A 14939-nucleotide genomic window follows, 5' to 3' on the forward strand; every position below is an offset into this window, starting at 1 on the left:
TACCCGCTTCCTACAGCGGCGCCACGACTGGTGTGGAACTCGTGTCCCTGTCGAGCCAGCCGGTGGCGCTTGCTCCGATCGCACCACCCGTACCGCCCTATGAGGCCCCGCTGTCCTACAAGGAGCAGGCCGAATTCAAGATGTGGGCGGACGGCCTGCCGTACAAGAACCCCGGCAACAGGCCGGCCGACGAATATCAAAAGCGCGTGGCAGGATCGCCAGAGCGTGGATTGCCGCTTCCCTCCGGCTGGCCCAAGCCCAGCGGCCGGCTCATGGCCGACGGCCTGCGTGCCACGGACGGCGCCGCGGTCGAGGCCAAATACGTCAAGCAGGAAGGCTGTTCACCGCGCACGCTGAACAACATGAACAAATCGAACGGCCGGATCTGGGAGACCAACATGTACAACGGCGACCTCAAGGAGATGGCCGAGTACGGAAAGGCCATGACGGTACCCGGCAACAAGGTCCGCTTTGTCGAGGTCAACACCAACGACGCCGAGTCCCTGGCGTACTGGCGTTTCCTCATGGCCACCAACCACGTCGAGGGCTACGCACGCCACACCCCCTAGAGAACCGGAAGCGAGTACATGAACAGGGACGACCTGGAAAAGCTCACCACGACGTTCTACGTCGCAGCGCCCGAGGGGCAGCCCTGGGGGCTCGACGCAGAGCGTTTCGAAGTCGGGCTGCGACGGCTGAGCAAGCAGGCCATGACGGCACCGCTGACGGCCCCGCAGGAGATGACCGACCAGCTCGCGTTCAACGGCCACTCACTGGTGTTTGCCGTCCACGTGGGGGAAACCCCCATCGAGGGGCAGTTCATGGACGCGGCGCAGAGCTTCAACATCGGGCCCTGCACCGCTGCCGAGGCGGCAGTCTTCATCGAATGGCTCCAGGGCTTGCTGCCCGAGGGCGCACGTATGCGCTTCAACAGCGAAGAGGGTGTCGAGAGCGGTGACATGAGCGACTACTGGATCCCTGCGGGCACGCAACGCGCTGCGATTAGTGAGGAGCTGCTCGACCACCTCGACGAGGTAGTAGACGAGTGACGGCCAACGCGAGCCCATTCATGCACCTCATGTGACCGACGGGACGTTGTCCTTGGGAGGGGCGGTGCAGGAGCGCGGCGAGTAAGGCGTGGTCGGGCCGGATGAGTATCGATTTGTCGATCTGGCCCTGCAGTAGTGCCAGTTGGTGGCGCAGCGCCGCGAACTCGGCTCGTTGTTGCGATCACTCGTCGGCAGGAGCCGTATCAGGGTGAACACAAACGAGACCTGGCAGGGTGTCAGTCCGAGAAGTCGAGGCTCTCCTGGCCAGGACCAGGGGTGCGTCGAGAGCTCCGGGGCGGTTTCGGTTCCTTGGTTGCGTAGGCAGGTACGGGCAGGACGCCCTCGTCATGTAGGTCGTTGATGGTGATGAGTGGGCCGCTGCTTACTGCGTCCAGCAGCCGGGCCTGTCGGGGTTCGAGGGCTACGAGGAGCCCGAGCGCGTTGATGAGGTCGAGTAGATCAACGGTCCACCGTGCAGGCCAGGTCGGGGGCAGGATCTCGTTCAACGGGGTCTGCCGTTCTATATCTGGCTTGCGCTTACGGAAGCTGAACCACTTGCGGATCACCTGTACCCCACCGATCCGATAGTCCCAGACTTCCGGCGGCACCGGACGTATGCAGCCCGTGCCTACGGTGAGGGTTCGTGTGGATGCGTCGTAGGAGATGTCCTGAGGCAAACCGTTGTCTTCTCCGATCACGACGACGCTGTGCGTGCCGAAAATTACGTCCGTGCACTTCAGCAGACATGCCGGTATTCGTGGATCACGCCGCTGAGGCGGTCGTGTCGGCGAATGCTTAGGCGGTCGATTTGTTCCGGATCGAGGGGTTCGGGCGGGGCGTGGAGTGGGGCGGCTGCTTGGAGTGTTCGGTGCGTGCGGTGCTTGTTGTAGTGCTGCTCGTATTCCTTCAGTGCGTGGCGCAGGTGGTGTTCGTTCCAGATCAGGGTGCGGTCGAGGAGCTCGCGTCGCAGGGTTCGAACCCAGCGTTCCGTGATCGAGTTCATGCGGGGGATCCGGATGCCGGTGAGGGTGGTGGTGATGCCAGCCTGCTCGAGGATGTCGTCGATCGCTGGTGGGTACTTGGCGTCTCGGTCGCGGATGAGGTACTTGATCGCGGGGAGTTGTCGGGCGTCTTCCAGGTCCATGACCAGGTTTCGTTGCCCAGGACGCGGATTCTTCTGCCGGCGTGGTGGATGGCGACGAGGATGTACTGACGCTGGCCGGGGAGAGTGACGGTCTCGATGAAGTCCATCGCCAGGATGGCCTCAGCTTGGGAGCGCAGGAAGCTGGCCCAGGTGACGGTGGTTCGCCGCGGGGCTGGGTCGATGCCTTCACTTTTGAGGAGTTCCCGGACGGTGGATGGTGCGATCCGGATGCCGGGGAGGGCGAGTTCGCCGTGGATGCGGCGGTATCCCCAGGCGGGGTTCTCGGCGGCGAGGCGGAGTACCTGGCGGCGGATCGAGGCATGGGTGCGGGGTCGGCCGGGGCGTCGCCTGGCACTCGCACGGGCGTGGTGGTTCTTGAGCAGGTCGCGGCGCCGGCGCAGGACGGTGTCCGGGCTGACCAGGAGCCGGAATCGGCGCAGTGTCGCGCGGGGGAGCGGAGTGAGGAGCGCGGCGAGGAACGCGCGGTCCGCGGCGTGGAGGCGGAGGCGCTTGCCGTCGAGTTGCCGCTGCAGGAGGCCGAGTTGGTGGCGGAGGGCCAGGATTTCGGCGTCCTTCTCGTGGTCGGTCATCGGCAGTAATCGGAGTGCTGCGAAGGTCTGGGTTATGGCGAGGTAGGCGAGGCGAAGAAGCATGAGCAGGGATCATGCCGGATGCCGGACGGCTACATCCTGGCTGAGGTGACCTGCGCGGATGTAATTTCCGGCACGCACAGCACCGGACTCTGCATTCGTCGCGCTGTATCCGCACCCGGACGACGGATTCACCCCGAACATCACGATCGATGGCGCATACCGCCCGGATGAGTCGACGCTGTCGGAGATCGCCCATGGGTCGGTGGAGCGCCTGCGCCAGGCTGGTACGACCGTCGTGGTCACCGGAGGCCGTGAGCTGGGTTCTGCGGAGACCCCAGGTTTCACACAGACACTGGCCGTCTCCGCCAACGTCCGCGGAATCCCCCGTGAACTCCTCCAATCCCAGGTATACCTGGCCATGCTGGATGATGACGATCCGCGTAAGCGGGCGGTGATCCGCCTGGTGTTGACGGCGACAGCGTCGCAACACCCCGCCGTCCTCGATGACTTCCGTGACGTCGTGCGCACCGTTCGTCCGGACCCTGCCGCCACTTCGTAGACGTACCGCGACAACAACTGTTCTTGCACGGCCAATCCGATTCCTCAAAGGTTGACTTAATGGGACTCTTCGACAAGCTGACTGGAACCAAGCGCCCCGCCGGGGGCGTGGCTCCACGACCCGCCACCGAGGTGCACGATGCTCTGCTCAACCTGAACCGTCCCGATGTTCCGTATGTCATCCGGAGCGGCCTTGATGAGGGTGCGGATCTGGTCGCCGAGTGGCGCCTCATGGACCCGGCCTGGCAGACCTTCTTCGTACGCACTGAGGTGAGCCGAGTCCTCCAGGTGCGCATGCGGTTGGTTCCGGAGAAGAGTGAAGTGCGTGGCCTTGACCAGCAGTACGAGGTTACGTGGGCAGGTGGTGTCCCCACGTTGGCGATCTCGGCCGAGAGTCAGCGTGGTCAGGTGCAGACGACTTCGAAGCGCTGGACGTTGGGCGGGGGCACGGACGGTGGACTCGAGGCGACGGAGACGTTTAGTTTCGACAGTTCCGACTTGAAGGAACCGCTGCAGAAGATTGTGCTTGACGCGGGATGGACCTGGCGGGGAGTCATCACAGGCACATTGTGAAGCGGGCTGTAGTCCTCGACGAACCCGCTGACTGCGGCGCGTTTTACGGTCCTTCGCGGTGTGTAGCGGGATGCGTTTGTGCGGTTCCTCGATCCGCTGGGGCGTCCCGGGCCGGGGCGGGCCGCCTTCGCGCGGGTGTTGCGGAACCCTCGCCGCACCCGGGCTGAGCTGTACTGAGCTTGATGTTTAACCTCGCTGGTCACCCGACCTGTTGATCTGTGGTTCTTTCGGGGACAGCGGTCGCGGCCGCCCCGCACGCTTCGAGATGTCGAGTAACGGAGCGTGGAGAGGCGGCCGCTGTTCATGAGTGTGTCGGTCGGCGCGGGCGGCGTCGAGGCCCTTGGAGTGTTGTCCCGCTTTCGGGTCGAGTTCTACGACTGCCTCTACGCCCGAGCGGACGCGCTCTTCGACCTGACGGACGCCGCACTGTGTGCGGATCGTCCGGTCGCTTCGCTGCCCGAACTCACGCTGCTCGCCGAGCATCCGCGTGGACACGGCGCGATGTCCGGGGCGTTGAACAACGGGTGGCTGGAGCCTGTGGGTGCCGATAACCCATGTCACCCACTACGCGACCTGCGTGTATTCATGGATCAGCCCTCCGAGCCGGTCGTGCCGGATGATCTGGGTCTGTTCGTCTTCGGAGGGTCGTGGGGGCGCGTGGAGACTGTTTGGAGATCGCTGTCCGAGTGATCGGTGGGGGGGGTGGGGGGGCGGTGATCGTTGTAGTGGTGGGCGTACTCGTCGACGACGAGGCGAAGATGCCGTTCGCTCGTGATCAGAATGCGGTCGGTGGCCTCGCGCCTGCATGATCCCACCCAGCGCTCGGCGATCGCGTTCATTCGGGGCACGCCCGGCAGGATGGGCACTACCCGTGTGCCGACGGTGATGAAGACCGCGTCGAAGCTCTCGGTGAAGTAGCCCGCGTTGTCCCGGATGAGGAATCCGATGCCTTCGGCGCGTGCGTCATCCCAGCTCATGAGGAGATTTCGGGCGCACTGGGTGGCCCACGCGGCGGTGACGTGCCGGGTGACGCCGGCGATGTGGACGCGGCGGGTGTCGTGCTCGATGAAGAAAAGGACGAACAGGCGCCGCAGGAGGACGGTGTCGACATGAAACACGTCGACCCCAAGCATGCCCGAAGCCTGCGCCTTGAGGAACCGGGCCCAGGAGCGGTCGGCGCGCTGAGGCGCTGGCTCGATCCCTGCCTGCTGCAAGATCTCCCAGACGGTCGAAGCGGCAACCTTCCAACCCAGGTTGAGTAGTTCAGCTTGAATCCTGCGGTACCCCCAGCCGTCGTTTTCTCTCGCCAGGCGCAGCACCAGAGCCCGCAAAGCGGCGGGCTTGGGTGGTCGCCCCGGCCGGTGGTGCGGATAGGTCCAATTCCGCTTCACCAGTCTGGCGTGCCAGCGCAGGACCGTGCGCGGGCTGACCAGGAGTTTCAGAGCGAGGCGCTCACGCTTCCTCAGCAGTCGAACGAGCGCGGTGATCACGGCACGGTCGCCGAGTTCGAAAGTCGGCCTCGGCCTGCCGCGCTCCAGGACACTCAGCTGATGGCGCAGCACCAGGATCTCGACATCCTTGGCCGCGGAGGACCGCGCCAGCAGGCGCAGCCAGCCGAGCAGGAGGCAGCCGAATCGGTAGACCAGACGGAGCGTCACGATTCCCTGCCATGCATCGACGGGCTTACGTACGTCCGCGACGTGACCCCATGGTGACCCTGAAGTCGCAGTTCAGCACAGGTAACAGGGTTGTCGGCACCCTCAGGCCAGCTGCCCCACGCCGGCGACGGCGATCAGGTCGAAGAACAGTTCCAGCCATGAGGCATGGCGCTCGGCACCTGACTGGGCGGAGTCGGGGGTGGCAGCACCGTTCATGGAATTCGACATAAAGGAATTCTGGCCACTGGTCGCCCTGCGGGATGTTCGGGTGGTGCGTCAGCTGTGGGTGTCGACCGCACACCTCGGCACGGTGGCCCCGGCAAGCGTGCCGACCTGCTCCTGTTGAACGCTGATCCCACTGCGGGCATCGGCGGAAAAGCTGCTCGCTACCGGCGATCGTGTCGTCGGCACACTTCGGGACCTCTCAGCCGCCGACGACCTCAAGGCGCAAGACGGCGACCGGCTGTGGCTCGCCGCTCTCGACCTGACACATATCGGCGAGATCCGACAGACGGTCGACGTCGCCTGGGTCGCGCTGGGCCACATCGAAGTGGTCGTCAGCAACGCCGGCCCTGGGCTGCGGGGCGCCGCCGAGGCGGTAACCGACGAGCAGATCCGCCACCAGATCGAGGCCAAAATGAACGGATCGATCCAGCTCGTTCGCTCGGTCCTTCCCCACATGCGAGAGCAGGGGCACGGCCGCATCCTCCAGGTCTCGGGCCTCGGAGGCCAGATGACGATTCCCGGAAGCTCGCTGGATCCCGCAACGAAGTGTGGCCGTGGCCCGGCTCCAGGCACAACGCGACCTGGCCTGCTCGACCGACTACGCGGACCGGGGGCACCGTAGGGCCGGATGTGAAGTCGTCAGGAGCAGTTGTCCGCGGTCGCGTTCTGCAGGTCGAGGCCCACATCGATCGAGGAGAGGGTCGGCCTCCGTCCACGGGAGACCGGGGGCGGAGGCCGGAGTGGATCAGTACTGAACACCGGAGTGAATCAGTACTGAACAGAGGACGGGTCCGTCATCCGGAGAGGATGTCCTGCGTCAGGTACAGCGGCATCGAGTCCTCCCACCGACTGTCGGTCAGCAGCTTCTTGTCGGAGCCGTCCGCGTTCATGCTGAAGATCTGGCCGTAGGGCTGGAACGTGTCGTCGTACAGGGCGGCCTCCTCGCGGAAGCCGTACATGCCGCTGTTGTAGAGGATGCGGCCGTCGTGGTTCCAGACCGCGTGGCCGTCGTTGGCGCCGCTGCTCGTCAGGGTCTTCAGGCCGGTGCCGTCGGGCTTGATGGTGCACACGTCGAAGTTGGTGGCGCTCGTCTTGCGGGTGAAGAGGATGAGCTTGCCGTCCGCGGACCAGTCGGGCAGGTTGTCGGACTCGGTGGTGAGGACGGTCGTCGCGCCGGTCTTGAGGTCGAGGATGCGCAGGCCCATCTCCTCGCCCCACACGCGGTAGACGATCCGGTTGCCGTCCTCGGAGTAGCTGGGGAAGCCGGCGTTGGTCGATCCGTCCGTGAGTTCCTGGTACGAGGATCCGTCGTCGGCCACCCGCATCAGCTTCGCGGTGCTCGTGGCGCGGGTCTGGAACCAGCCGCCCAGTCCGAACGCGATCCACTTGCCGTCGGGCGACCAGGTGGGGCGGAACGCGCCGGCCAGGCCGTGCTGGACCTGTGTCTGGTCCAGGTCCGAGGTGGCGGTGTCGAAGACGACCTTCTGGTCCGAGCCGTCCGCGCGCAGGGTGACGATCGAGGAGTTGCCGAGCTGCTTGTTGGTGAGGGCGAGGCGCCCGTCCCTGGACAGCGCGGGGAACACGTCGCAGTGGCGGTAGTCCCAGTCCGGGTCCCAGCTGTAGAGGGGGGTGTCGAGCGGGCGCGTCGTGTAGTCGAGCTTCTCGTAGATCACCGACTTGCCGTCCCGCGACCAGACAGGGGAGCGCAGCGCCCTCTTGACGGACGGCCTGGAGCCCGAGGCGTAGGCGAGGCCCTCGTCCGCCCCGCCCTTGACCAGGTAGCCGATCTCCGTCGCTGACACGTACTGGGGCGCGACCTTCAGGTTGGGGCCCGAGGTGTGTTCGACGCGGGCGCCGGTCGCGACGTCCACCGACACGATCTGGGACTCGACGGTCCCGATGGCCTCGGGTCTGTGCGCGCCCCAGGTGCCCTCGACGGTTATCTCGTAGAAGACGATCCGGGAGCCGTCGGGTGACCACTTCGGTGAGCCGAGGCAGTATCCGTCGCGGGATGCCACCTGGCGGAAGCCGGTGCCGTCGGGACGGATCACGTAGATGCTCAGTTCCTGCGTGTGTTCCCAGCCGGTGCCGTTGCCGTGCCCGCGCCATGTGGTGTTGCGGTCGCTGGAGAAGGCGAGCCACTTGCCGTCGGGGGACCAGGCGGGGTGGAAGTGGCCGTCGGGGCTCGCGGGGTCGCCGGCGAGGGCTGCCGTGCCTGTGAGGTTGGTGCGGCGGTTCGTGCTCAGGTCGAGCACCCAGATGTGGGTCTTGTGGTCGCCGCTCGTGGACACGTACGCGACCTTCATGCCGTCGGGTGACGGGACCGCCCAGTCGTTCATGGCCGAGTCGGCCACCAGGCGTTGTACGCCGGTGCCGTCGGCCTTCGCGCGGTAGAGACAGGAGTGGCCGTCGCCCGTCCGTTCCGAGGTGAAGAACACCGACTTGCCGTCGGGGGAGAAAGCGGCGTGGTGGTCGAAGGCGGCGTCCTGCAGCAGCTTGCGTTCGTTCGAGCCGTCGGCATCGCAGATGTACAGGGTGGAGGCGGACGGGCCGATGCGGTTCATCAGCATCACGCCCTTCTTGCCCTCGGCGGCCGCCGCCACGGCGAACGGGGTGGGCAGGAGCGCGGCGCCGGCAACGGCCGCGCCGGCCGCGAGAAACGCTCGACGCTTGATGTCGGGTGTCATTGCGTTCGGGGCCCTTTCGGTGTCAGTGGACCTACATGAGTGGACCTACGTGAGTGGACCTACGTCAATGGACGTGCGTCAGCGGATGGCGATGCAGTCGGCGTGGGGAACGGCCACGGAGGTGCCGGTGTCGGTGAGGCGGCCGGAGCCAGGGTGCACATGGAAGAGGTTGACCGTGCCGCTCACCTGGTTCGCGACGAACAGCCAACGCCCGTCGTGGTGGAGGGTGAAGCTCCAAGGTGTGACGCCGCCACAAGGCAGGCGCTGTACCTCGGTGAGCTGTCCGGTCCTCGCGTCGACCGCGAAGACGACCAGTGCGTTGTCGCCGCGGTTGGAGACGTAAACGTGGCGTCCGTCGCCGCTGACGGCCAGCTCGGCGGCGCTCGTGGTGCCGGTGTGGCCCGGCGCGTTCGTGGTCAGGCGCTGGCGTGGTGTCAGCGTTCCCGTTCTGGCGTCCCAGGAGAGCGCCTCGATGTCCGCCGTGAGCTCGTTGAGGAGGTAGACGGTGCGGCCGCGAGGATGGAAGACCAGCCGTCGGGGGCCTGAACCAGGTTGCGTGGCATACGAGTTGGTATCCGCGGACATGCGGCGCGTGCGTGGGTCGTACGCGCGGATGAAGACGCGGTCGGCGCCGAAGTCCGCCACCAGGGCGTACCGGTGGCTCGGATCGATGACGACGTGGTGCGCATGCGGGCCGGCTTGGCGGGGGTTGGGGCCCGATCCAGTGTCCTGGACGCGGGAGGCCACAGGGCCGAGCCGGCCGGCCGCGTCGATCGGCAGTGTCACGGCGGAGCCCGCCGCGAAGTCGGCGACCAGCAGCGTTTCCGCGTCCGGCGTCGGAGCGAGGAAGGAGAGTCCGCCGCTTCCGGCCGGCTCGGCCTCGGTGGAGGTCTCGGCGAGCTGCTCCAGCGCGCCGGTGGTGTCGTCGATGCGGAAGGTCCGGATGACACCGCCCTGTTCGCTGCCCGCGACGTACAGGACGGGGCGGGAAGGGTGTGTGGCCACCCAGTTGGAACTGACAGCGGCCACCTGGCCGAGAGGTGTCATCGCGCCGCGCTCGGGGTCGAAGCGGATCGCGTGCACCTCCGACTGCCCCCAGGTACCGACGTAGAGCAGGTCGTCGGGTGTTCGGCGGGTGTTGGCGTGTGCGGCCGTGGCGGGCAGGAGGGCGGCGCTCGCGGCCGACGCCGTGAGTGCGCTCAGGACGGATCTGCGTGCGGGGCGCCGGGGCGAGGTGCCGGCGCCCCGGGGGATGTGCGGGTGTCTGCTCATCGGAGAGGTCCCGTCGAAGGTGGGTGTGACCGGTTCACTTCTTGGGCTGCGGCCTGTTGCGGCGGGGCGCGAGGCCGAGGCACTTGAGGGCGTACGTGTCGAGAGCGCTGAGGACGCCGTTGAGGGCGAGAGTCAGTGCGACGAGGACGATGAGGCCGGCGAACTCGTTGGGCGCGTCGAGGTTCTGCGCGGACGTGAACAGTTCGTGGCCGACTCCCTCGGAGGAGGCGATGAACTCACCGCCGATGACACCCAGGATGGCCAGCGGTCCGCCCGTCTTGAGCGCGGCGAAGAACGGCGCGGCGAGCGTCGGGATGGTGACATAGCCCAGGACGTGGTGCCTGCGTCCGCCCATCACCTGGACCACCTCGACGAGTTCGCGCTCCCGCTGCCGCAGTCCCAGGTAGATGTTGTAGAAGACGACGAAGGCGACGCCGGTCATCGCGATGGTGATCTTCGACCAGGAGCCGATGCCGAAGAACAGCAGGAACAGCGGCGCGAGCGCGATCTTGGGGATGCCGTTGAGGGCCGCGACCAGCGGCTCCAGGACCCGCCCGAGCAGCGGGAAGGAGCCCAGGACAAGACCCATCACCGTGCCCGCGGCGACACCGAGGCCGAAGCCCGCCAGCACCTCGATGGCGGTCACCCTGATATTGGTCCAGCCGGACGCCGAGCCGAGCATCCCGGTGAGCGCGTCGAACACGTCGGTGGGCTTGCTGACGGCGTACTCGGGCAGAACGGGGCCGCTCATCACCTGCCACAGGGCGAGGGCGACCACGATCACCAGGATGCGCAGTGCGATGACGGTGGGTGTGCCCCGCCAGCGGCTGGTGACCTGTACGGGGCGCGGTGCCGGGGCGTCGGTCTCGGGCACGGCCTTGTCGGTGACGGTTGCCATGGTCTGCTCCCTTCCGGTTGATTGAGGCCGTGTCACGGCAGGTACTTGTTGGTCCAGTCCTCGGACGAGACGGACGCGTCCGGTACCGCGCCGATGCCGTCCTTCACGAAGGCCACGGTCTTCGCCCAGCCCGCGGCGTCCATCTTGGCGCTGGCAGGCCAGTCCACCTGGCTGACGGACGTGCTGAGCACGTCGTCGGGCACGCCGGGCAGTGTCTTGCGCGCCGCGGCCAGTACCTTCTTGTCGTCGGGCTTGTGCGAGTCGAGGTACGCGGTCGCCTGGTGCACGGCGGTGGCGAAGCCCTTCACCGTGGCGGCGTCACTCTTCGCGAAGCTCTTCTGGACCACGACGGCCTGGCCGTACCCGGCGTCCTCGTAGGCCCACTGGGGCACCTTTTCCGGATCGGCGACGACGACGCCGTCGCCGTCGTGCTGGACCTGGAGTGGGATGGGTTCGGAGGTGATGAACCAGTCGACCTCGCCCTTGGCGAGCGCGGCCTTGTCGGCGGCCGGGTTCGGCAGTGACACCCACTTCACCTTGCTCGACTGCACCCCGTTGGCCTTGAGGAACATTCCCGCCTCGGCCTTGGTGTTGGCCGAGCTGGCGCCGGCGGTGGAGCCGGCCAGGGCCTTGGCGACCTGCTTGCCCGGGGTGTCGGCGGTCAGGTGGTGCTTCTTCGCGAAGTCGGAACTGACGACGATGCCCAGAGGGTTGCCGCCGCCGTTCGTGGCGATCGAGATCTCCGGGAGGCCCTTGGAGAGGGCGGCCAGGAAGCTGGTCGGGCTGGCGTTGAGGAACTGCACCGAGCCCGACTGGAGGCCGGAGGTGCCCGTCGAGGCGTTCAACGTCACATACTTGATCTTGATGTTGTGCTTGGCGAAGTAGCCGTTCTCTTCGGCCACGCGGATGGACAGATCGAAGATGTTGCCGCTCACGCCCACCGAGACGGTCTTCGTGCCGTCCGAGCCGACGGTGGCCGCCCCTTGGTCCCCGCAGCCGGTCAGCAGGGCGGCGCCGAGTATCGCGGTCGAGGTCAGGGCGAGGGTGCGTGCACTTGCGTGGTTGCGCATGGGAACTCCCTTGTTCACCAGGCTTGTTGGGTGTCGAAGAAGCGGATCCAGAAGCTGGTGCGTTCCGGGTCCGCGACGTTGATGCGTCCGAAGTGCTCGCCGATCTCCATGACGGAGCCGGCATCCGGTGCGAAGGCGGGCCAGTGGGGGAGGCCGGAGCCGTTGGGGTCTCCGGTGGCGACGAAGTTCGCCCAGTAGCCGGAGACGGTGCGGGCGATCTCGTGGTCCTCCTCGGTCCACGCGCGGGTACCGCCTGTGGGGTTGCCGAAGACGTAGTCGATCTCCGATCCGTGGCAGGCGCCGCGCGGGCCCGCCCCCTCGGCCTTCGAGCGGTGGGTCCAGAAGTAGGTGTGCAGTGACCGGGTGCCGTGGCGGCTCCAGTCCCTGCCCCAGAGGTACGTCGAGAGGCGGGAGTTGTCGCGGGCCGCCCGGCTGCCGGCCTCGGCCGCCTCGTCGTCCGTCGTGGCCGGGTACAGACGCAGAAACTCATCCGCGAGCGGGCCGAACTTGCGCCGCGCGGCGGCCCGGTGCTGCTCCAGCGTGACCTGGACCGGTGGGGAGCCCGGCCGGGTGGTGCGGCGGCCCGTGCGCAGAGCGCCGACGAGTTCGGGCGGGACCGCGCCGCCCTCGTCGAGGTTGTTCCCGGCGAGGTAGTCGATGTCGTTCTGCAGTCCCCGGGAGTACATGTCGTCGTATCCGGCGGGGATCGCCCAACCGTCCACGACGGGACGCAACATCGGCGGCCCGGCGGGGCCACCGGTCTCGACGCTCGTGTCGATCGGGTCGTGCCCGTCGATCAGCTTGTGCCAGTCCAGTGCCCGCAGCTCCCGGACGCTGCGGGCGCCGTGCACGCGCATGTAGTGGCTGCCCGCGCTCTCCGCGTCGGCCGGGAGGCGGTAGGACGTCGACAGATAGCGGAGCTCGGGGTCGCGGGCGTACCGGGCGTGGCTCTGCGCGATGGCCCGGTGGAACAGCCCCTTGGAGAGCGGGGACATGGCCAGGAAGTTCACAAGCCCCGCACCCGCGGACTGGCCGGCGATGGTGACCCGGTCCGGGTCGCCGCCGAAGTGCGCGATGTTGTCGCGCACCCAGCGCAGCGCGGCCACGCAGTCGAGCACCCCGTAGTTGCCGGAGGAGCCGTGCTCCGACTCGGCGCTCAGTTCGGGGGTGGCGAGGAAACCGAAGCAGCCGAGACGGTAGTTGAAGGTGACGACGACGAGGCCCTGGCGGGCCAGGTTCTCGCCGTCGTAGCGCGGCTGTGCGCCCGTGCCCTCGCGGAAGCCGCCACCGTAGATCCAGACGAGGACCGGGCGCCGCTCCCCGTGGGAGGCCGTGCCTGTCCAGATGTTCAGGCTCAGGCAGTCCTCGCTCATCGGCACGTCGACACCGGTCGCGGCCGCCCCGTCCGGTGCCTGCGGGCACATGGGGCCGAACCGGTCGGCCCGCCGCACCCCGTCCCAGCGCCGCGGGGGCTGCGGCGGCCGCCAGCGCAGCTCGCCGACGGGCGGCGCCGCGTAGGGGATGCCGCGGAAGACGGTGACGGAGCGGTCCCGGCACGGGATGCCCTCGACGGGGCCCGCCTCGGTGTCCGCGATGGCACGGGTCATGGGGTCCTTTCCGCCCGGTCTCGCCCGTCAACTGACGGGCGAGACCGGGGACGTGTCGAGCAGCAGCGCCCTGCGGGCCGAGCCGACGTGGTGACGCATCGCGGCGGACGCCGCGGCGGGGTTGCGGGTGACGACGGCCAGGAAGATGGCTCGGTGCTCCTCAAGCGAGCCGGAGCGCGGGTGCTGCGCCGACAGATTGCGGTACTGGCGCATCACCAGCGGGTACAGCAGCGTGTCGTAGGCGCGGGCCAGGGTGCCCTGGTGCGAGGCCAGCTTCAGCTGCTGGTGGAAGCGGCGGTTGCAGCGCGAGTAGGCGTCCTGGTCGTCGCGGGACTGCGCCTCCTCCATGTCCTGGAGGGTGCGGCGCAGCTCCTCCACCTCTTCGGCGGTGGCCTGCTCCGCGGCCTTGCCGGCCAGCGCGGACTCCAGGATCTCGCGGGCCTCCAGAATGTCCGCCGCCTCCGTCACGGAGAAGCTCCTGGTGCGCACCCCGCGATTGACCTCACCAGTGACATAGCCCTCGTGCGTCAGGCGGGCCAGCGCGGTACGCATGGTGCTCCGGGACACGTCGAACATCCGCGTGAGGTCCGCCTCGGTCAACCGTGTGTCGGGCGGGATGCTCCCCGACAGCAGCAGGGAGCGCAGCCCGTCGTAGGCGTGGCTGTAGCGGGTGGCGGCTGAGGGCGTGGCAGGCGGCACGGCGGGTCAGCTCCCGGAGCTGCCGAGGGAGGCGTACAGGCGCCGGGCGGTACCCGCGAAGATCTCCTGCCGGTCCGCCTCCGGCAGCCCCGCGAGCACCTGCTGCGCAAGCGCGAGGAGCTCGGGCAGCGACTGTTCGGCGGCCGGGCAGTTCGACCCCCAGGCGATCCGTCCCGCCCCGAACGCCGCGACGACCGGGTCGAGGAACTCGGCCGCGCGCTCCCCGGCGTCCTGGAGCCGTTCGAGGTTGCGGTGGGTCAGCTTGAGGTGCAGGCCCGGGTGCACGGCCAGCTCCGCCACTTCGGCGCCGGCCGTGGCCGGCGAGGCGGCGATGTCGGGGTAGCCGATGTGGTCGAGGAGGACCGTCACACCGGGGAAGCGGCCCAGGAGCTCCTTCAGCTGCGCGGTGGCAGGACCGAGCCGCATCTGGAGGCACACCGGCAGGTTCAGCTCGGCGGCCTGCTCCCAGAAGGCGTACGTCTCCGGGGCGGCGAACCACTCGCCCTGCGTCGGCACCGTGCTGCCGCTGGTGAACAGCCGCACCCCGGACAAGCCGCCCTCGCCGACCGCGGCCTTCAACGAGTCGGCGGCGTCGGGGCGCAGCGGGTCGACGGTGCCGACGGCGACGAAGCGCTCCGGCCACCGGCGGGTGCTGTCGAGCACGTACGAGTTGTCGTAGCCGTAGTTGGTGGTGGCCTGAACGAGGACGGCCTGGTCGATGCCGGTCGCGTCCATGCGGTCGACCATGCCCTCGGCCGTCACCGGGCGGGTGGCGGCCCAGGTCGACTGCTTGCCGCCGAGCGGCGCGCGGGGATAGGCGGTCAGGTCCTCGGAGATGATGTGGCAGTGTGCGTCGACGACGTCCATGCGGGCTGCTCTCTCTGTCTGTGTCTGAAGGCTCGTGGA

At 67.9% G+C, this 14939-nt stretch carries 14 protein-coding genes and 1 pseudogene; 4 read left to right on the plus strand and 11 right to left on the minus strand.

Going from position 1 to position 14939, the window contains the following annotated elements; all coding sequences use genetic code 11:
* Positions 1–569: restriction endonuclease fold toxin-2 domain-containing protein (locus tag RBJ65_RS27560; protein WP_306332176.1), on the plus strand; the 569-nt coding region annotated here is incomplete at its 5' end.
* Between the two features lie 18 nt (positions 570–587).
* Positions 588–1049, plus strand: a complete 462-nt coding sequence (locus RBJ65_RS27565) for a hypothetical protein (RefSeq protein ID WP_306322162.1) — start codon at positions 588–590, stop codon at positions 1047–1049.
* A 236-nt stretch (positions 1050–1285) separates the two neighbouring features.
* Here the strand turns inward: RBJ65_RS27565 and RBJ65_RS27570 are convergent, their stop codons facing one another.
* Both RBJ65_RS27570 and RBJ65_RS27575 read right to left on the minus strand, forming a co-directional pair.
* The gene (locus RBJ65_RS27570; RefSeq protein WP_306322161.1) at positions 1286–1747 is read right to left on the minus strand and encodes a type ISP restriction/modification enzyme; all 462 of its coding nucleotides are present in this window, start codon (positions 1745–1747) and stop codon (positions 1286–1288) included.
* Positions 1748–1785: 38 nt separating this feature from the next.
* Positions 1786–2846, minus strand: a pseudogene (locus RBJ65_RS27575) (integrase core domain-containing protein).
* A 558-nt stretch (positions 2847–3404) separates the two neighbouring features.
* Between RBJ65_RS27575 and RBJ65_RS27580 the strand changes: the two are divergent.
* Positions 3405–3917, plus strand: coding sequence for a hypothetical protein (locus tag RBJ65_RS27580; protein ID WP_306322160.1), 513 nt, complete (start codon positions 3405–3407; stop codon positions 3915–3917).
* A gap of 590 nt (positions 3918–4507) precedes the next feature.
* Here RBJ65_RS27580 and RBJ65_RS27590 read toward each other — a convergent pair.
* Both RBJ65_RS27590 and RBJ65_RS27595 read right to left on the minus strand, forming a co-directional pair.
* Positions 4508–5575, minus strand: a complete 1068-nt coding sequence (locus RBJ65_RS27590) for an integrase core domain-containing protein (protein WP_306322159.1) — start codon at positions 5573–5575, stop codon at positions 4508–4510.
* 102 nt (positions 5576–5677) lie between these two features.
* On the minus strand, positions 5678–5803 hold the full coding sequence (locus RBJ65_RS27595) for a hypothetical protein (protein WP_306322158.1): 126 nt from the start codon (positions 5801–5803) through the stop codon (positions 5678–5680).
* 151 nt (positions 5804–5954) lie between these two features.
* Here RBJ65_RS27595 and RBJ65_RS42165 point away from each other — a divergent pair, with 151 nt between their 5' ends.
* Entirely contained in the window at positions 5955–6422 is a 468-nt protein-coding gene (locus RBJ65_RS42165) for an SDR family NAD(P)-dependent oxidoreductase (RefSeq protein WP_372342332.1), read from the plus strand.
* A 172-nt stretch (positions 6423–6594) separates the two neighbouring features.
* Here RBJ65_RS42165 and RBJ65_RS27605 read toward each other — a convergent pair whose 3' ends face one another.
* From RBJ65_RS27605 to RBJ65_RS27635, 7 genes are all read right to left on the minus strand, one after another.
* Entirely contained in the window at positions 6595–8487 is a 1893-nt protein-coding gene (locus RBJ65_RS27605; protein ID WP_306322156.1) for a hypothetical protein, read from the minus strand.
* 78 nt (positions 8488–8565) lie between these two features.
* The gene (locus RBJ65_RS27610; RefSeq protein ID WP_306322155.1) at positions 8566–9759 is read right to left on the minus strand and encodes a lactonase family protein; all 1194 of its coding nucleotides are present in this window, start codon (positions 9757–9759) and stop codon (positions 8566–8568) included.
* A 34-nt stretch (positions 9760–9793) separates the two neighbouring features.
* Positions 9794–10657: an ABC transporter permease gene (locus tag RBJ65_RS27615; RefSeq protein WP_306322154.1), complete on the minus strand. Its 864-nt coding sequence runs from the start codon at positions 10655–10657 to the stop codon at positions 9794–9796.
* 32 nt (positions 10658–10689) lie between these two features.
* Positions 10690–11727, minus strand: a complete 1038-nt coding sequence (locus RBJ65_RS27620) for an ABC transporter substrate-binding protein (protein WP_306322153.1) — start codon at positions 11725–11727, stop codon at positions 10690–10692.
* Between the two features lie 14 nt (positions 11728–11741).
* A complete protein-coding gene (locus tag RBJ65_RS27625) occupies positions 11742–13334 on the minus strand; it encodes a carboxylesterase/lipase family protein (RefSeq protein ID WP_306322152.1) in 1593 nt (530 codons plus the stop codon).
* 27 nt (positions 13335–13361) lie between these two features.
* Positions 13362–14033, minus strand: a complete 672-nt coding sequence (locus RBJ65_RS27630) for a GntR family transcriptional regulator (RefSeq protein ID WP_306322151.1) — start codon at positions 14031–14033, stop codon at positions 13362–13364.
* Positions 14034–14039: 6 nt separating this feature from the next.
* Positions 14040–14900: an amidohydrolase gene (locus RBJ65_RS27635; protein ID WP_306322150.1), complete on the minus strand. Its 861-nt coding sequence runs from the start codon at positions 14898–14900 to the stop codon at positions 14040–14042.
* Positions 14901–14939 lie beyond the last annotated feature (39 nt).

This window comes from Streptomyces sp. KL109B (genome assembly GCF_030766935.1).
In the GTDB taxonomy this organism is placed as follows: domain Bacteria; phylum Actinomycetota; class Actinomycetes; order Streptomycetales; family Streptomycetaceae; genus Streptomyces.